The 18,004-nt window shown below is 70.8% G+C and carries 11 protein-coding genes; 7 read left to right on the top strand and 4 right to left on the bottom strand.

Annotation, left to right across the window (positions count from 1 at the left end; all coding sequences use genetic code 11):
- Positions 1–19 precede the first annotated feature (19 nt).
- Together ACSRUE_RS25165 and ACSRUE_RS25160 are read right to left on the bottom strand one after the other, a co-directional pair.
- A complete protein-coding gene (locus tag ACSRUE_RS25165) occupies positions 20–1,165 on the bottom strand; it encodes a vanadium-dependent haloperoxidase (protein ID WP_441285810.1) in 1,146 nt (381 codons plus the stop codon).
- A gap of 718 nt (positions 1,166–1,883) precedes the next feature.
- Positions 1,884–2,621: a helix-turn-helix transcriptional regulator gene (locus ACSRUE_RS25160; RefSeq protein WP_441285809.1), complete on the bottom strand. Its 738-nt coding sequence runs from the start codon at positions 2,619–2,621 to the stop codon at positions 1,884–1,886.
- A 101-nt stretch (positions 2,622–2,722) separates the two neighbouring features.
- Here ACSRUE_RS25160 and ACSRUE_RS25155 point away from each other — a divergent pair, with 101 nt between their 5' ends.
- The 5 genes from ACSRUE_RS25155 to ACSRUE_RS25135 all read left to right on the top strand — a co-directional run bounded on the left by ACSRUE_RS25155 (position 2,723) and on the right by ACSRUE_RS25135 (position 9,727).
- Positions 2,723–3,835, top strand: a complete 1,113-nt coding sequence (locus ACSRUE_RS25155) for a DNA alkylation repair protein (RefSeq protein ID WP_441285808.1) — start codon at positions 2,723–2,725, stop codon at positions 3,833–3,835.
- Positions 3,836–3,951: 116 nt separating this feature from the next.
- On the top strand, positions 3,952–4,308 hold the full coding sequence (locus tag ACSRUE_RS25150) for a hypothetical protein (RefSeq protein ID WP_437849386.1): 357 nt from the start codon (positions 3,952–3,954) through the stop codon (positions 4,306–4,308).
- On the top strand, positions 4,305–8,231 hold the full coding sequence (locus ACSRUE_RS25145; RefSeq protein ID WP_441285807.1) for a hypothetical protein: 3,927 nt from the start codon (positions 4,305–4,307) through the stop codon (positions 8,229–8,231). The genes ACSRUE_RS25150 and ACSRUE_RS25145 overlap by 4 nt, the downstream gene beginning before the upstream one ends.
- Positions 8,232–8,253: 22 nt before the next feature.
- Entirely contained in the window at positions 8,254–8,976 is a 723-nt protein-coding gene (locus tag ACSRUE_RS25140; RefSeq protein WP_441285806.1) for a hypothetical protein, read from the top strand.
- A 97-nt stretch (positions 8,977–9,073) separates the two neighbouring features.
- On the top strand, positions 9,074–9,727 hold the full coding sequence (locus tag ACSRUE_RS25135) for an HD domain-containing protein (protein ID WP_441285805.1): 654 nt from the start codon (positions 9,074–9,076) through the stop codon (positions 9,725–9,727).
- 62 nt (positions 9,728–9,789) lie between these two features.
- Here the strand turns inward: ACSRUE_RS25135 and ACSRUE_RS25130 are convergent, their stop codons facing one another.
- Positions 9,790–10,749 (bottom strand): diacylglycerol/polyprenol kinase family protein, encoded by a 960-nt coding sequence (locus ACSRUE_RS25130; protein WP_441285804.1) that lies wholly within the window; start codon positions 10,747–10,749, stop codon positions 9,790–9,792.
- Positions 10,750–11,364: 615 nt separating this feature from the next.
- Between ACSRUE_RS25130 and ACSRUE_RS25125 the strand changes: the two genes are divergently transcribed.
- Together ACSRUE_RS25125 and ACSRUE_RS25120 are read left to right on the top strand one after the other, a co-directional pair.
- Complete coding sequence (locus ACSRUE_RS25125) at positions 11,365–15,327, top strand: M36 family metallopeptidase (RefSeq protein ID WP_441285803.1); 3,963 nt, start codon at positions 11,365–11,367, stop codon at positions 15,325–15,327.
- A gap of 105 nt (positions 15,328–15,432) precedes the next feature.
- Positions 15,433–16,092 (top strand): carbonic anhydrase, encoded by a 660-nt coding sequence (locus tag ACSRUE_RS25120; protein WP_441285802.1) that lies wholly within the window; start codon positions 15,433–15,435, stop codon positions 16,090–16,092.
- A 279-nt stretch (positions 16,093–16,371) separates the two neighbouring features.
- Here ACSRUE_RS25120 and ACSRUE_RS25115 read toward each other — a convergent pair whose 3' ends face one another.
- Entirely contained in the window at positions 16,372–17,598 is a 1,227-nt protein-coding gene (locus ACSRUE_RS25115) for a cytochrome P450 (protein WP_441285801.1), read from the bottom strand.
- Between the last annotated feature and the right edge of the window lie 406 nt (positions 17,599–18,004).

Raw genomic sequence — 18,004 nt, 5'->3', positions numbered from 1 at the left:
CGGCTCGTTGACGAACTCGTCAAGGAAGCGGCCGGAGGATCCTGTCGAAGACGGCGTCTCCGACGCGCTTGCCCTGACGGATCCCCTGCACTCCATCGAACCTCCAGTGGACGCCCAGGTAGATGCGGCTGACCGTGTTCTCCCGGGACGCCTCCTCGAAGCTGGAATAGCAGCGCGTGATCTCGGGGCGGACATTGCCCCGCTCGTCCGTCGTTACTCCGTTGTACTCGTCGGACATGAAGCAGAAGGGGATACGATCCGTCCCATAATAACGGGTCAACACCTGGAACATGGCAGCCCCGAAGCTCGCGTGCCCGGAGGTGTACGCCGGGAACGCTGGTGTCATGCGCGGCGGGCCCTGGTTGCTGCCGGGGGATCCGAGGGGCGTCCACCTCCTGTCAGCTATCGTGAGCGAGTTGCGATCCCTGTCGGCCCGACGGATCGCGACGATGGGCCGCCAGAATTCGTAGTGGTATTTCGTCTCCCACGTGGCGATGGCGGCGTCGGCCAGCGCGACGTTGACGAGCGCAAAGTAACGAGCGTTCTCGATCTCCGAGTTGCACTCCTTGACCGCGAGGACCCGCGCGATCTGGTTGTAGAGCCGGGGCGGCTCCCCGAGGCGCGGGGCGGAGTCGTACGACCAGAAGATCCCGATGACTGTCTGTTCCGGAGTGCGCACGGTCGGGGTGCGCACGCCGTCGCCACCCAGCAGGAAGACCTCATAGAAGCTCAACGCATACTCCAGGCTCCACAGCGACGGCGGCGGCGGCGACCGGAACTCGGCGCCGCTCTCGATGGCGAACGGCCGTACCCTCCCCCATCTCGGGGTCAAGTACCCCTGTTCGGGATAGAGCGGATCGACGCGATGCCGGCCGGGGGCGATGTCCGGGGTGTAAGGCATCGGGGCGTCTGACCTGTCGTTCTCGCGCTCCGCGAGGATCTCGTCGGCGACAGCGCCGCCCAGCGCACGACCGTCCTCCCTGGCGTCGCCCTCGGGGATCTCGGCCAGGTACTCGTCGAGCCTCCCGTCGAGCAGCGCCCTCTGCCTCGGGAACAACGCCGTCAGCGTGCGGTGAGCTGCCGTGGCCACCGCCGCATCGATGGACGCCTCCGGCATGTCGAGGAGGCTGGAGTACGGCTCGTACCTCGGGACGATCGAGTTCACGGCGTCGAAGATCGCCGCATGAACGATCGCGAGTGCCCGTGAGACGCGCGTCGGCCCGCGCTGGTCCCGCCCGCGTGCGCGGGCGGTGTCCTCTGCGACCGCGTCCAGAGCGACGGCGTTCCAGTCGAGGACAGCGTCCCTGTCCGGCGGATCTCCCGGCGTTTCAGGCACGTGCGCGGACGCTGGGCCTCCCAGCAGAGAGGCAGTCAGGGCAGCGAAGGAGATGGACGCCCATCTCGCGGCTGAACAGTTCATTCACGCTCCTTTGTTCGAGCACTCAAGAATGGCCACCACATACAATGGCCCCTCGATCGTCGAATGGATGGTTGGCCACCCATGGACGAGAGGCATGCATCAACAACCTCGGCGAGCTCGGAGCCCGAATCTACCCGTGAGACACCGGCCACCGCACACAGGCGAGCACGGCCTCAGGGGGCAGGTCGGCCGTGCGCCATCGATCGCTGGTCAGTGCTCGGCAGGAGCACTCTCTCTGCAATCGCCCGGAATCGAGCGGAATCGAGCACTCACCCCGTACACCGGACGTCGCTCTTCGTTCTGGTCACTCGCCAGGATGTCGTGTGTTGTATCAAACCTAAGCTATCAGGCAGAGCCGATGCGCGCAACCCTACGACACCGTGCGTCCCAGGCTCCGCCGGGTCGAACCGTGGTGGGCACAGCACCGGAGCCTGACGGATGTCCGTCCGTTCTTGGCCAACATTCACGGTCGCTCGCCGAGGAGCGGTCGCCACGCGCACTCCTCCGGCAAGAGCGCCCAGATGACGTGGGCGTTCGGGCGAAACGTGACCTCCCGCAGGACGCGGGGTGTCGAGATGCGATCCATCCTGAACATTCGCGGCTCGTTCTTTCCCGTGTCCAGGGCGAGCACGTACCAGACAGGGCTCTGGATCAGGAGGCCGTGCGGCTCCACGCGTCGCCTCGACGCCCTCCCCTCACGGTCTTGGTAGTCGAACCCGAGGCCGACGCCGGAGGAGAACGACTCCTCGAAGAGCCTCACCAGCTCTGCGGGGGGCGCCCCGGCGCCGGCGCGCACTGGCCCGCTCGCAGGCTCGCCGACGATGACCCTGCGGCAGAGGGCGCGCAGCTCTCGCGCTCGTTCAGGAGGAAGGCTGCCGAGCAGCTTGGCCAGCGCGGAGCTGGCGGCGTCGCTCCACGGAAGGTCGCTCGCGGCCTGGGAGAGGCGCGCGGAGAGCCAGAGCGTCACGATCTCCGCGACCGAGAGGTGCACGGCGGTGACGCCCCGGCCGGCATCGAGCCGGATCCCCCCGCCGGGGCCGGCCTCGCCCTCGATGTGGAGGCCGCGCTCCCTCAGCGTCGCGAGGTCCCTGCGCACGGTGCGGGCGCTGACCCCGAGCGTCGCGGCCAGCTCGCCGACGGTCGTCGCTCCCCGCGCGCGAAGCAGGTCGGAGAGCTCCATGACCCGGACGGCGCGCGACATATGGTGACAGAATCTGTCAGGGTCTCGCGCTAGTCAACGCCCATGTCCAACGTGGCGAACACCTGGCCAATCGGCCTCGGCGTCCTCACCGGCAGGTACCCATGGCCGACCGGCTGAAGGACCTCTTCGACGAGCGGTGCGTCCGCTCGATCGCCCGCAACCTCCGCTCGGCGCACCCTGGTCTCGACGAGCGCGGCTTCGCCCGCGACTGCCTGGCGGGCCTCTCCGATCTGGAGCTCACCGGCCGCGCCTCCCTGATCGCGGACGTCATGCACCACCACCTGCCGCAGCCCTTTCCGGAGGCAGCTCGGGTGATCGTCGCCTCCCTCGGGCCCGAGCTCGCTCGGAGCGACGCGTTCGGCCTCGCGCCGCTGCAGTACATGCCTCACGTGTTCTATGTGGCGAAGCGCGGTCTCGATCACTTCGAGGACGCGATGACCGCGCAAGTCGAGCTGACGAAGCGGTTCTCCGCCGAGTTCAGCATCCGCGCGTTCCTGACGAGGTACCCCGACGCGACGCTCCGCCGGCTCCGCTCGTGGGCCGCCGACCCGAACGTCCATGTCCGGCGGCTCGTCTCCGAGGGGACGCGCCCACGGCTGCCGTGGGCCCCGCGGCTCCGCGCTTTCCAGCAGGATCCAGGGCCGGTCATCGAGCTGCTCGAGCTCCTGAAGGACGATCCGGAGCGCTACGTGCAGCGCTCCGTCGCGAACAACATCAATGACATCGGCAAGGACCACCCGGACATCGCGGCGAGCCTCTGCCGGCGCTGGCTCGAGGGCGCGCCGCCCGGGCGGCAATGGATCGTGCGCCACGCGCTGCGCTCGCTCGTCAAGAAGGGTGATCGCGGCGCGCTCGACGCGCTCGGCTTCGGCGCGGCGCCGAGCGTCGCGATCGCTTCGGCGTCGCTGTCCCCGCGATCGGTGGAGCTCGGCGGAGAGCTCCGGTTCTCGTTCGAGCTCGCGTCGACGGCCCCGCGCGACCAGGAGCTGATCGTCGACTGCGCCGTGCACTTCGTGAAGGCGAACGGCTCGACGCGGCCAAAGGTCTTCAAGCTGCGGAAGCTCGTCCTGCCGCCGTCGGGTCGAGCCGAGATAGCCGGCAAGGTCTCCTTCGAGGAGATGACGACCCGCCGTCACTATCCCGGTCGCCACAGCATCGATGTGATGGTCAACGGCGTGGCGCACCCGCTGGGGCAATTCGAGGTACGCCGGTGACGGCGTCCTGACGCGCCCTCCCCGACGATCGACGGGCCTCATCCTGCGCTGGACGCGCAGGGGACGGCCGCGCGCGCTTGACCGGCTCGCATCGCTCGGCTTCCATCGTCTATTCGATGCTCCGGATCCGCGCCGCGCAAGTCGACGTCCTGACGGAGGCCACGTTCGAGCGCAGCGTCGCCGAGCACCTCCGCCGGTTCTTCCCCGATCGCTGCGCCGCCCTCGGCGACAGCGGCCTGCTCGGGTTCGTCCGCGAGGGCCTCGCCAAGGCCCGGCGGATCGGGTTCTCGCAGCCGGCGCACGCAGGCCAGTTCGTGACCTTGATGCTCGTGCTCGGCCGCGACTTCGACGTCGATCCGCTCCACCCGTGGGCGGGGGCGATCCTGCGTGATCCCGCGCTCGCGCACCCGGGCACGCGGATCAGCGCCCTCTGCAACGAGGCGTCCCGGCGCTTCGACGGAGGCGCTCCGTGAGCCAGCTGATCGGCGGCGCGCGCGATCAACTCTGGCAGGCGGTCGAGAACGGCTGGTGGCTCGCGCAGGTGGCGTACCGCCGCTGCACCCAGCACGCGACGCCGCAAATTCAGGTCCAGCACCCCCAGCTCGTCTACTGGGACGGGGGCTCGACGCCGGCGCGCGCGCAGGTCGACCTCTCGGTCGATCCGGCGGGCTTCGACGGGCAAGCGACGCTCACGTGGAACACAGCCCTCGCGCAGGTGTACGACGCACCGGCCGGCGGCAACCAGCTCGTGTCCGGCGCGGCCGTGCACCCCAGGCACTGGAACGGCAACGTGCCCCTCTACGTGGAGCCGCTCGGCGTCGGGAAGGTCACGCTGACGTTCTCGCTCGCGGCGACCGGCACCTACTACGTCAACGCGCCCGGCACCGTCAGCGGCGACGTGGACGTGGTCCCGTTAAAGATCGAGATCAAGGCCCAGGACGGCTCGGATCCGGTTCCCTGGGTGCTCGCGCAGAACAAGCGCACCTACAAGGCCGTGCTGACGCCGGCGATCGGCGGCGGCCAGTTTGTTTGGACTGCAGACGATCCGGCGGCGCTCGCCGACATCCGCAGCGCCGGAGACACCGCCACCGTCAAGGCCGCGGGGGACGGCGCCGGCGTCGTGAAGCTCCGCGTGCGCTTCACGGACGGCGGCCGCAGCGTCGACACGAAGCTCAACGTGACCATCGTCCAGCTCCGCATCAAGGACGGCGACAAGCAGGGTGACGCGAAGAAGCACGCCCTCCTCGGCGAGGTGGACGCGCCGCGGCGGTTCGCTGCCGTCTTCGAGCCGGCCGGGACGGGGACGAAGTTCCACTGGAAATCGGCAGGGGCGAAGAGGTACGGGCTCGACCACCACACGGTGCGCACGGACGTGGCGACGATCGATCCGGGCGACGCGGGCGTCGCGAAGATCCAGGTGACAGCCATGCTCGATCTCGAGCCCCGGGATCAGATGGCCACCGTCCACCACGATTTCACGATCGTGGACGTGGCCATCAAGCGCGGCGACGGTCGCGCCGCGCCGCCGGCCTCGGTGCTGCGGTACATGAGGCACACATGCAAGGCCGTCCCGACGTCGGCGGTCGCGCTGGAGGGATACGCCTGGACTGCGGGCGGCCCGCTCGTCGTCGTGGGAGCGGGCGGCGAGGCCAGCGTCGAGCTCGCGGGGACGGCGAAGACCACCAAGGAGGCGCCGGCGTCGCTCACGCTCGCCGCCACGCTCGACGAGCAGACCACGATCAGGCAGATCCAGATGGCTGTGACCGACATCTGGGTGGAACCCGAGATGACGCATGCCGCCGTCGACACGGAGCGAGGCACGACGGCCTCTTTCACGGTGCAGGGCGCGCCGAACGGGAGCCGGTTCACGTGGGAGACCGAGAGCAACGGCGCCACCATCGTCCACCCGGACAACCAGAAGAAGGTCACGATCCGGGCGACCCAGCACGGCGAGGTCGACGTCGAGATCACCTGCGCGCACGAGAACGCCATCCAGCCGCTCACGGCCACGGGGAAGATCGTCTTCGTCGGCGTCGCCATCAAGCACGAGGACGGAGCGGCGGCGGCGAAGGACTTCGTGCTCGCCGGCGCGAAGCGGAAGTACAAGGCGGTGCCGACGCTCGACGTCAAAGGGGGGGCGTTCGAGTGGAATTGCGTGACCCCGGAGAGCAAGCTCACCCTCCACTCGAGCAAAGAGACGGCAACAATCACCGCGGGGCGAGAGGCTGCCGATGTCGAGACGATCGAGGTCGCCTTCAAGCTCGGCGGCAGAACCGCGCGAGCCAGGCACGACGTCACCGTCGTCAACCTCGTCATCAAGGACGGCGACGGAGAGAGCCCGGCCAACGTCCATGTCCTCACCGGGCAGCAGCGCGCATTCCGGGCCGTGCTCACCCCGCCGCTGGAAGATGGGGAGTACGCCTGGGCGAAATCGGGAGGCCCGTCCCTTTACGAGTTCGACGCCGATCGCGCGGACGCGATCGTCAGGGCCGCCGCGCAGCGCGACGGGCGCGCCACGATCAGCGTGAAATACAGCGTCGATGGTCAGGAGATCCCTGCCACGCACACCTTCAACGTGGTCGCTCTCGACATCAAGGACGCCGACGGGCTAGCGCAGCCCAGGGCCTCGGCGCTCAAACACTTCAAGCAGCAGTACAAGGCCGTCCCCCGATCGGCGACGGCCCAAGGCACCTTCGTCTGGACCGGGGTCGATGGGATCTCCCTCGTCGGCGGCCAGCAGACCGACATCGTGGAGATCGCCGGCACGCAGAAGACCGGAGAGGGCGAGACGGCTCTTCTGTCCGTCGCGTACACGCTCGATGGCCAGACCATGACGCGGCAGGTGGGGATCGCGTTCACCGACATCTCGGCGCCGCCGGTCGTCGTCGCGCTGGACCCAGAGGACGGTGGGACCGCCGAGATCGAGGCCGTGGACACGCCCGGCGAGCCCGGTCACGCGTGGGACTTCTGCTCCAACCCCATCGAGGCCAGCTTCGATGGGGGGAGCACGAAGAAGAAGATCAAGGTCAAGGCCAAGAAGCCGGGCGTGGTCGAGCTCGGCCTCACGTACACCCACGCGCTCGCCGTCGACGCCCTGACGGCCAAGGGCGTGGCGGTGTTCGTGCGCGAGCGCATCAAGAGCTTCACGGCCGAGATCGACGCCGAGACGGCTGTGGCAGAGGACGCCGGCGCGGACGAGAAGAAGGCCAAGGTGCTGCTCGGCCTGGACAGCGATCCGGACGTGTGGAAGGTCGGCTGGGTGGTCGCCGAGGCCGAGGGCGCGCCCGCGCGGCTCGACGTCGCCGGCCTGCCCGCGGGCGAGGGCGAGCACGCATGGAAGCCGAAGGGCGGCGGCTACATGAAGATCGCCGACGTGCAGCCTGACGGGGATCACGGCGAGAAGAAGAGCAAGGTGCTCGTCAAGGCCCGTCCCAAGGGCGGCAACGCGGGCCCTCCGGCCGACCCGGGTCGCGAGGACGACGAGGTCGTCGCGAAATACACGCTCGCTGACAAGGGCGCGAAGGACAAGCTCGTGGTGGAGGTCCACCGTCATGGGTGCTCGGCGATCAAGTGGCACCGCAAGGGGAAGGACAACGTCGATGAGAGCGACCGGATCGCCATTTGCGAGCACCGGGCCACACCCCAGTGGGACGGGGAGGATCGGTGGGTGGCGCCGCCCGGCGGTGAGGGCATCGGTATTCTCTCGTCCGGAGGACATCAGCACGGAGGCCGCTGCCCCGTCTGCTCCGGCGCCGCCAGCGAGAGCGCCAGCACCTCGCCACGCCATGTCTGGCACCACGTCCCCGGCAGCGCGCGCGCGCTCGCCAAGGCCCGCGCGCTCGCGGACGCCGTGCGCCGCTTCGCCCGCGACACGGACGACAAGGACGCGGATTACGTTGGGTTCCTCACGGACGCGCTGCTCGACTACGTCCGGCCCCTGAAGAGGGGTAGTACGACGAAGCGGATCAACAAGGGCAAGATGCTCGGGGTCCTTGTCGGCAAGGACGGGACGGGTGGCGACGTCTGGCTCTACGCGCTCTCCGGGGATTGGACGGCCGACGGCGGCTGGTCCGGCCCCATCGGCCTCGGCGGCAACATCAAGAAACAGCGGACCGTCAGCAACTTCGACGGCACCACCACGACCTACGTGAAGACCAAGGTGCCGTTCAACACCGAGGCGATGACGGATGGCTGGGGAAAGCTCGGCCGGTGCGCCGCGCAGGTCCTTCTGAGGAACGCCATCGGCCGCGGCCTCAAGGACATCGAGCTCGCCGAGGTGTGGCTCGACGTCAAAAAGGATCTGGGCACATCGGGCTTCCAGCACCAGCACGAGATCGGATCCTGCGAGCAGTGCCGCCGCTGCCTGGGGCGGCTGCTCTGCGAGGTGGGCGCCTGACCCGCAGGCACGGAGAACGTTCATGAACCTCGTCGACCGTTGCATCGAGTTCTGCACCTCGCTCGATCCCGATTTCAGCCGCGCCCTCCGCGGCTCGACCCCGGATCAGATCGCCGAGCTCACCCGGGTGATGGGCCGGCCGCCGAGCGCGGTGCACCTCGCCTTCCTCGAGCGCATGGGGGAAGACACCGGTGCACTGAAGCTCGGCCTCTACGCCACCTCCCCGCGCGAGATGATCGAGCGGCGCCCGGACCTGCTCGAGGACATCCCGGAGGGCGTGGAGCCGTTCGCCGTGCCCGTCGGCGACGACGAGGAGGACATCTTCCTGCTCGGCGGCGACGATCCCGAGGTCGTGCGCCACGACGGCGCGCCCCTCGACGACGAGGGGCGGCTCGATCTCTCGCGGGCCGAGCCCGTCGCGGGCTCGCTGTCGGAGCTGATCTGCCTGCCCGTCCTCAACGCGCGCCTCGCCACCCGGCTCCCTTTGCAGGCGATGTACACCGAGCGGGAGCTGCGCCCGGACACGCTGGCACGCTGCCGCTGGCTGGCCGGCCTGTTCGGGTTCGAGCCGTACTGGTTCTCCAATGCCCACACCTTCGCGGCGAAGCGAGGCTCGTTGATCCTTGTCGCCAAGCAAGCGCCGGAGTTCTATCTCTCCGTCGGCCTCGCCGGGAGCGACGAGGCCGACTGGGGGGTCGTGTCGCGCACCCTGCAAAGGGAGCTGGAGCTCGATCCCTATCGGTGACGTGACCCGTCGAGGGCGAAGGGGCAGGTGCCCATGAGGGTGCGGGCGCCGCGCAGCGCCGTTGCGCGGGTCGAGGTCCGCGTCTATGAGGCGGGAGATGAAGGACTGGGAAGCGCTCTTCGCAAAGAAGCTCGAGGAGACCGACCTCGGCAAGGATCCGGCCCATGATCTGGCGCACTTCGCGAGGGTGGTCGCCACGGCCAAGGCGCTCGCGGCGGACGAAGGGGCAAGGCTCGAGATCGTCGTCCCCGCGGCGTGGCTGCACGATCTCGTCAACGTCCCCAAGAACGACCCCAGGCGCTCCCAGGCGTCGCGGCTCTCCGCGGAGGAGGCGCTCTGCTTCCTGCGGAGCGTGGAGTACCCCGAGGCGTTCCTCCCCGACATCGCCCACGCCATCGAGAGCCACAGCTACAGCGCGGGGATCGAGCCGACGACCCTCGAGGCCAGGGTGGTCCAGGACGCCGACCGCCTCGACGGCCTGGGCGCGATCGGGATCGCCCGCTGCTTCGCCGTGGGCGGCCTGCTCGGCGTGCGGTTCTACGATCCCGGGGATCCGTTCGCCGAGCGGAGGCCGTGGGACGACCGGGTGAACGCGATCGACCACTTCCACGTGAAGCTGTTCAAGACCGCCGAGAGCCTCACGACGGCCGCAGGGCGCCGCGAGGGCGCGCGACGCGCGGAGTTCATGAGACAGTACCTCGCTCGCCTCGCGCTGGAGATCGGCGGCGAGATGGCATCTGACGTTATCTGATGTCAACTGATGTCAACTGACGTCAACTGACGTCAGATAACGTCAGATAACGTCAGATAACGTCAGCCCGCGCCGGCGACCGTCACCGCGGCCGCCACGGCGACCGGGATCGTGAAGTTGTCGTCCATCCGCGTGGAGAACAGCTCGGTCGCCGCCCCGGCCAGGCCCGCGACGGCGGCCAGGAGGAGCCGCGAGGAGAGCGACGCCGGGCCGAGCGCCCACATCACGACGAGGGCGCTCAGCGCGCCCGCCGCGAAGAAGGCGAGCGTGCCCTCCAGCGAGCGGCCGTCGCGCAGCCGCGTGCGGCCGAAGCGGCGGCCGATGAGCGCCGCCGCCGGGTCGGCCACCGCCAGCACCACCACGGCGAGCGACTGGCTCAGCCGCGTCCCGAACAGCGCCAGCAAGAAGAGCGCTGTCACGTACCAGGTCGACGAGTTCACCCGGTAGCGCTCGTGCGGGTGCGCCACGAGCCGGAAGACCCCCATCAGCCGCTCGTTGACCCGCTCGCTGACCCGGCGGGCGATCTCCATCGACCACACCGCCACGACGAACGCGCCGCTCGCGGCCACGAGCCAGCCGCGCTCCGGCAGGAGCTGGATCAGCCCGAGCACCGAGAGCCCCGAGCCCACGTGCCACAGGCTGCGCACATGGTTCGTCGGCCTGACGCTCGGCGGCGCGGCGACCACGCCGCGCAGCGTCAGCAGCAGCGACTCGTAGGCAGGCTGCACCTCTCGCTGGAACGCAATCCACGCCGCCTTGGGCGAGGGTGTGCCGGTCGGGGTCGCCCGCTCGACCGCCGCGAGCAGCACGCGGAGCCGCTCGCGGAGCCGCTCGATCCTGCCCCCGGCATCGTCGCGCTCGGCCGCCACGACGAGCTCGCGGAGCCGCGACGCCACCCGTTCGACCCGGGCGCGAACCTCGGGTTCGTCATGGAAGACGAAGACGGCGGGATCGACCTGACGCAGCAGTACGCAGAGCTCTTCGGAGACGAGCTTGGTCTCGACGTGCAAGGCGTGGATCACGTTGGCTTTGCGAGGATAATCCCCGGGGGCCGGGCGCCATGTCAGCGCTTCGTCATACCGGCACCCCGCGCGTGAGCTGGCTCGCGGCGCCAGCCCTGCATGAGCCCGCGCCACACGAGCTCGCCCCCCACGAGCCGGCGCCGCACGACGCGCCGCGCGAGCCCGCCCCCCCGCGGGCCCGGCGCTGCGCGACGCGCCGCGCGAGCCGACCAGACGCCGTCCAGGTCCCGGAGCAGCTCGCGGGCGCGACAACCGCCCTCCTGCCCACCCCGCGGCGACCGAGGCAACCGCTCGGCTCGCCTCGCGAGGACGCATGACACGGCAATTCATGGATTCATGCAATGCGCCCACAAGGATTGTTTCTCTATTCCATTCTGGTCTCGGCGCCGCGTGACTCGCGCTCTGCGGAGCGCCCGGACGAGATCGCATGAGAGGCGCCTTACGACGCCGAACAGAGCGAGGGCCGCCGCGCTTTCCCTGCGCTCACGCTGGGGCTAGGTTGCCTCGCGCCGCGGGTTCGACGGGTGGGCGCGAGGCGCCCGGGGAGGAAGCGCGCGGCCTATCCGCGCGCGGCCGGTGATGCGTCGTCCCCTCGGAGTCGGAGAATCGAGGAACATGAAGGTCTCAGTTCGGTACACCGCGCTATCGCTCGCGCTGCTCGCAGGCCCCATCGCCCACGCGCGGGAGCGCCCGAACTACGACGCCTACTTCAAGGCCCCGCCCGCGCCGCCTGTCCGCGCGGCGCGCCGCGCGCGCGTCATCGACGTCGACGAGCGCGCGTCGACGACGCGCGCCGTCGTCGCGTCGACCGATCCGCAACGCGGGGTGCCGACCTTCGTATGGGCGACGTCCCCGGGCCACCGCCCGCCGGCCGCGACCCACGCGACGCCCGAGGCCGCGGCCCGGTGGTACGTGCAGCGGTACGCGCGCCTCTACGGTCTTCCGCAGGCGGCGCTCGATACGGCCGTGGTGCGCCACGTCCACGACACCGGGCGCGGCGGCATCGTCGTGACGCTGGGCCAGGACGTCGGCGGGATCCCGGTCTTCCGGAGCGGGCTCAAGGTGCTCATGAAGCGCGACCTCGGGCTCGTCGCCCTCGCGGGCAACCTCCACGCGTCGGCCGTCCCCCTGCCGCCCGGCGCCGCCTCGCCGGCGGCCGGCTCGCTCCGCGGCCGGGCGTTCTCCGGCTCGCCGGCGCAGGCGGTCGTCCGCGCCCTGCGCGACGCGCACCGCGTCGACATCAAGACGGCCGACCTCCGCGCGCTCGGCGAGGCGAAGGGCGGATATCGGCTCTTCGACATCGCGGACACCGATCACGCGCGCCAGCGCGCCGGGAACCTGCGCTTCACGCAGCCTGCGCGGGTGAGGAAGGTGCTCTTTCCGCTGCCCGACCGGCTCGTCGCCGGCTACTTCGTCGAGCTCGTCTCGGGCGACGCCGGCGGCACGAGCTCCGCGGCGTACGCCTGGGTGTTCGGGGCCGGCGACGGGCAGGTGCTCTTCCGGGAGAACCTCTCTCACGCCGCGTTCGATTACCGGGTCTGGGCGGAGCAAGGGGGCGATCACAGGCCGCTCGACGGCCCCCTCGCGGATCTCTCGCCGCACCCGACCGGGCGGCCCGACGGCCAGATCCCTCGGTTCGTGGCGCCGAGCCTCATCTCCATCGATGGCTTCAACACGAACCTCGACGGCGGGGCCGATCCGTGGCTGCCGGCCGGCGCGACCTCGACCCGCGGCAACAACGTCGACGCCTACGCGGACCACAACGCGCCCGACGGGTTCTCCAGCGGAGATACGCGCGCGGAGCTCTCGGGGCCGGGCGCGTTCGACTACATCTATGACCCGCTCGCCGAGCCGCTCGCCACGCCCGAGCAGACCATGGCGGCCGTCACCCAGATCTTCTACGTCACGAACTGGCTCCATGACTGGTACTACGACTCCGGCTTCACCGAGGCCGCGGGCAACGCCCAGCGCGACAACCTCGGCCGGGGCGGCCTCGACGGCGATCCGCTCCTCGCGGAGGCGCAGGACGACGCGCTCGGCGGCAGCCGCGACAACGCGAACATGGACGCGACGTACGACGGCGCGTCGCCCCGGATGCAGATGTACCTGTGGTCCGGGCCGGATCAGCGCTCGCTGAGCGTCACGCCGCAGAACGCCAGCTACGCGTCGAACACCGCCCTGTTCGGGCCCCGGCGCTACGAGGTCACCGGCGAGCTCGCCCTCGCCCAGGACGGCGCCGAGCCCCGCGGCGACGCGTGCGGGCCGATCACGAGCGACGTGGCCGGCAAGATCGCCCTCGTCGACCGGGGCGGGTGCACCTTCGCCGAGAAGGCGAAGAGCGCGCAGGCGGCGGGCGCCATCGGCGTGATCATCGCCAACAACCGCGAGAGCGACGGGGCCCCGCGGCTGTCGGGCGAGGCGCCCGAGGTGACGACCCCCGCCCAGAGCATCTCGCAGGAGGACGGCAGCGCGCTCAAGGCGGCGCTCGCCGCCGCGGACGCGCCGCTCACGGTCACCATGACCCGCGAGCCCGGCGTCGAGCGCGACGGCACGATCGACAACAGCATCGTGGCGCACGAGTGGGGCCATTACATCCACCTCCGTCTGGTCGCGTGCGGCACGAAGATGTGCGGCGCGCAGAGCGAGGGGTGGGGCGACTTCATCGCCCTGCACATGGCGCTGCGCGACGGCGACGACCTCGACGGCGCCTTCCCGCTCTCGAGCTACGGGAGCGCGGCGCTCGGCGACAGCTACTTCGGCATCCGCCGCGCCCCCTACTCCGTCGACTTCACCAGGAACGGGCTGACGTTCAAGCACATCTCGGAGGGCGCCCGCCTCCCCGATCACCCGCTCAGCTCCTCGTTCTCCGACAACTCCGAGGAGCACAACGCGGGAGAGGTCTGGGCGAGCATGCTGTTCGAGGCCTACGTCGGGTTGATCCGGCACGGCAGCGGCCTGACCCCGCCGCGCGCGTTCGAGCAGACCCGGCGGCGGATGAGCGATTACGTGGTGGCCGGCATGCAGCTCGCGCCGGTGAGCCCGACGTACACCGAGCAGCGCGACGCCCTCCTCGCCGCCGCGCTCGCCAGCGATCAGGGCGACTTCCTCGCGCTGGCGGAGGCGTTCGCCCGGCGCGGCGCCGGCACGTGCGCCGTGTCCCCGCGCGCCGACTCGCACGATTTCACCGGCGTCGTGGAGAGCTTCGGCGTCCAGCCCGAGATCTCGCTGGTCCGGGCGGAGCTCGACGACAGCGCCGGCTCCTGCGACCGCGACGGGCTGCTCGACGCGGAGGAGTCCGGCACGATCGCGATCGAGATCGTCAACCGCGGCGCGGCGCCCCTGACCGGGGCGGTGGCGTCCATCGAGGTGCCCTCCGCCGGGGTGACGTTCCCGGACGGCGCGCGCGCGTCGTTCGGCGACGTCGCGCCGTTCGCGACCGGGACCGCGACCGTGGCGGTGAAGCTCGACCGGACCGTGGCGCCCGCCGAGGACCTCGAGCTCAGCCTGACGCTGAAGAGCGCGGCCGCGTGCACGCCGGTGCGGGTCGAGGCCCTGGTGCGCCGCGTGAACTTCGACGAGCTGCCGGCGTCCTCGGCGGTCGACGACGTGGAGGCGCAGCGCACGACCTGGCGCGCCGAGGGGCTCTCCAGCGAGCTCGTCTGGTCGCGCGCCGAGGGGACCGCGCGGAACCGCGTGTGGCGCGGCGTCAACCTCGGGAGCGTGTCCGACACGGCGCTGGTGTCGCCGCCCCTGGAGGTCAGCGACACCGAGCGCTTCGTGCTGACGTTCGCGCACCGGCACCAGTTCGAGGCGAGCGACGAGACGTTCTGGGATGGCGCGGTGGTCGAGATCAGCGCCGACGGCGGCGCGACATGGCGGGACATCGGGAGCCGCGCGCAGCCCGGCTACAGCGGGAGGGTCACCGTCGAGTCGGGCAATCCGCTGGGCAGGCGGAGGGCCTTCGTCGGCCAGAGCCCCTCGTGGCCCGAGGTCGACCACGTGGCGATCGACCTGGGGACCGCGTTCGCCGGGAAGACGGTGCAGGTGCGGTTCCGCGTCGGCACGGACGCGGCCGCGGGCGACGCCGGCTGGGAGCTCGACGACATCGGGTTCGCGGGCCTGAAGAACAGGCCGTTCGCGACGGTGGTCGAGGACACCGCCTCCTGCCAGGGCGGGCCCGTGGCCGACGCGGGGGCGGACCAGGCGGTCGCGATCGGCGAGGTCGTGACGCTCGACGCCTCGGGGAGCTCGGACCCCGAGGAGGACGCGCTGACGTTCTCCTGGGTGCAGACGGCGGGGCCCGCGGTCGAGCTGACCGGCGAGGGCGCGCGGGCGACCTTCGTGGCGCCCGAGGTCGCCGCGACGACGATGCTGGCGTTCGAGGTGACGGTCAGCGACGGGATCCTGGAGGCGACCGACCAGGTCAGCGTGGTGGTCGATCTGGAGAAGGAGCCGGCAGCTGAAGGCTGCGGGTGCGCGATCCCGGGGGGCGCGCCGCGCGGGCCGCTGGCCGTGCTCGGCGCCGCCGCGGCGCTCGCGGCCTTTGCGAGGCGGCGGCGCGGCGGTGGCGCCGGGTGAGTGATGAGCCATGAGCGATGAGCGATGAGCCCGGCAGCTGACAGGTGAGGCGGAAGTTTCACCCATTGACGCCCGCGGCCCGGTCCACCACCGTGGCCGGCCACCATGGAACCCAGCAACGCGCCGCCCGCCTCTCCCGTCGTGCCGGCCGATCAGGCGCTGGAACGCCTGATCGAGGGCAACCGGCGCTTCATGGACAACATCCGCGGCGAGCACGTCGTGATGGGAGCGCGGGCGCGGGCCGCCCTCGTGGAGGGGCAGCAGCCCTTCGCCATCATCCTCAGCTGCTCGGACTCGCGGGCGCCGGCGGAGCTCCTCTTCGACCAGGGGCTCGGGGACCTGTTCGTCATCCGGGTCGCGGGCAACGTGGTGGCGCCCTCGCTCGTGGGCAGCGTGGAGTTCGCCGCCGCCGCCTTCGGGACCCGCCTTGCCGTGGTGATGGGCCACTCGCGTTGCGGCGCCATCGAGGCGACGCTGAGCGAGCTGCTCGACGAGGACCACGGCGGCCACCTCACCGACAACATCCGCGATATCGTCGAGCGCTGCCGAGCTCCCGTCGAGACGGTGGTGAGCGCCGCCGGCCGCCACGCCGACAGGAGCTTTCTCCTGCGCGAGGCGATGCGCGCCAACGTGCGCAACTCGTGCGATCACCTCCGGCACGGCAGCCGGCTTCTCGAGCGGCTGTGCGCCGAGGAAGGCATGCTGATCGTGGGCGCCGAGTACGCCCTCGAGACCGGCAAGGTGACGTTCCTCCCGCGCGCGTGACGGGCCGGCGCGCCTCGTCGCTTCGCTATGCATTGGGCGACATGTCGCTCCCGAAGGTGGCCGGTCGGGCCCGCGCCGGGGCGCGCCGGACGGGGATCCAGCCGCCCGTGTCCCGCGAAGCGATTGAGGTTGCCGGCCTCTCCGTCGTCCGCTCCTCCGCGCCGGCGAACAGGCCCAGCTCGTCCCTGGTTCTGCGCTTCCGGTAACCCCCCGTGGAGGGGGCCGGGCAGCCCGGCACCACCTCCCGCCCAACCAGGGATCAACTCGAGCGATGCGGCGCTACGTGTCGGCGCGCCTCCGGCGCAGGACGAGCGGGAGCGACTCGAACCCGAGCGGCATCATCGCCCGCGTCTGCCGCAGCGGAGGCGCCTCGCCGGGCGTGATGGACTCATAGCAGTCGAGGAGCGCGTTCAGGGCGATCCGCGCCTCCATCCGCGCCAGCGCCGCGCCGATGCAGAAATGGGTCCCCTGCCCGAACGCCAGGTGCTCCACCGGAGGCCGGTCGAGCCGGAACGCGTCCGGCTCCTCGAAGACGGCCGGATCCCGGTTCGCCGCGCCGAACACGACGTCGACGAGGTGCCCGGCCGGTATCATCACGCCGCTCACGTCGACCGGCCGCGTGGCGACGCGCAAGAGGCGCTGCACCGGGCTCGAATGGCGCAGCGTCTCCTCGATGATGGGCTCCACCAGACTCCGGTCCTGCTGCGCGCGCCGGTAGAGCTCGGGCCGCTCGGACAGGAGGTGCGCCATGTTGCCGATGAGGTTCGTCGTGGTGTCGTTGCCGGCGACGAGCAGGCCGACGCAGAAGCCGACCGCCTCGGGCGTGTCGAGGCGCGTGCCGTCGATCTCGGCCTCGACGAGCGCCGAGATGAGATCGCCTGACGGCGCGCGCCGTCGCGCCTCGAGCTCCGCCGCGAAGAAGTCGACCATCGCCTTGCCGCGGCTCGCGCGCTCCTCCGCCGGGATACTGCTGTAGGACATCACGGACTCGGACCAGCTCCGAAATTGCACATAGCGCTCCGCCGGGATACCGAGCAGGGTGGCGATCACCATCATCGGCAGGGGCATCGCGTAGGCGCCCATGAGGTCTGACGGCCCGTCGCCCGTCGCTTCGAGCAGCGAGGCGGCGAGGCGGCCAATCCACGGCTCGAGCTCTGCGATGCGCCGCGGCGTGAACGAGCGGCTGACGAGCCTGCGGAGGTGGGTGTGCCGGGGCGGATCGTCGTGCAGCAGCGTGATCCGCGGCAGGACACGGATCTTGTCCGTGACGTTCGACGAGAACGTCTGGGGATCCCGCAGGACGGCGAGCACCTCCGCGCGGCGCAGCAGCGCGTAGGCACGGATTGGCTCGCCGAGCCCCGCGGCGCCGCCCGCGGGCACGCGCGCATAGAGCACCGGAGATCGCCCGCGCAGCGCGTGGTACGCGGGGTAAGGATCGGCTATCACCGAAGGCGCGGAAAGGTCGATCTGCTCGGGCGAGGGGCTCGGGGCGGTCTCGGTTTCCATGTCAAGCTCAGAGCGGCGCAGCCGCGCTGCCGGACAGCACATCCAAGCGGTTCGTGGAAGTCAAGTCCTTTCCCCTGGCGGGACGACAGCACATGTGTGACTCCATGGAGCTCCGGGCGGCGTCCGCTCGATCGCCGTTATGAGGCGCCGTTATGAGGCGCCGTCATGAGGCGCCGTCATGAGGCGCCGTGATGAGACGCCGTCATGAGGCACCGTCATGAGGCGCCGTGATGAGACGCCGTCATGAGGCACCGTCATGAGGCGCCGTGATGAGGCACCGTCACGGGGACGGCCACCTGACGGCATCGCCGAGCGAGCGATGCTCGCGAGCGGCCGGCAAGCACGCCGAGCTCCTGCGATGTCGCCGGCGCCCTCGCGGCGTGGCGGCCCCATGAGAAGCTCGGTC

Origin of the sequence: Sorangium sp. KYC3313, assembly GCF_052075895.1 — a bacterium.
GTDB lineage: Bacteria > Myxococcota_A > Polyangia > Polyangiales > Polyangiaceae > Sorangium > Sorangium cellulosum_B.
Note: the sequence above shows the minus strand (reverse complement) of the source record. Positions and strands in the feature narration are given on the sequence as shown.

What these genes read in the sequence shown, in the direction of transcription:
- ACSRUE_RS25150 (WP_437849386.1), top strand. Translation starts at nt 3,952, where the DNA reads ATGCTCCGGATCCGCGCCGCGCAAGTCGACGTCCTGACGGAGGCCACG.
- ACSRUE_RS25140 (WP_441285806.1), top strand. Translation starts at nt 8,254, where the DNA reads ATGAACCTCGTCGACCGTTGCATCGAGTTCTGCACCTCGCTCGATCCC.
- ACSRUE_RS25120 (WP_441285802.1), top strand. Translation starts at nt 15,433, where the DNA reads ATGGAACCCAGCAACGCGCCGCCCGCCTCTCCCGTCGTGCCGGCCGAT.
- ACSRUE_RS25115 (WP_441285801.1), bottom strand. Translation starts at nt 17,598, where the DNA reads ATGGAAACCGAGACCGCCCCGAGCCCCTCGCCCGAGCAGATCGACCTT.
- ACSRUE_RS25125 (WP_441285803.1), top strand. Translation starts at nt 11,365, where the DNA reads ATGAAGGTCTCAGTTCGGTACACCGCGCTATCGCTCGCGCTGCTCGCA.
- ACSRUE_RS25160 (WP_441285809.1), bottom strand. Translation starts at nt 2,621, where the DNA reads ATGTCGCGCGCCGTCCGGGTCATGGAGCTCTCCGACCTGCTTCGCGCG.
- ACSRUE_RS25135 (WP_441285805.1), top strand. Translation starts at nt 9,074, where the DNA reads ATGAAGGACTGGGAAGCGCTCTTCGCAAAGAAGCTCGAGGAGACCGAC.
- ACSRUE_RS25155 (WP_441285808.1), top strand. Translation starts at nt 2,723, where the DNA reads ATGGCCGACCGGCTGAAGGACCTCTTCGACGAGCGGTGCGTCCGCTCG.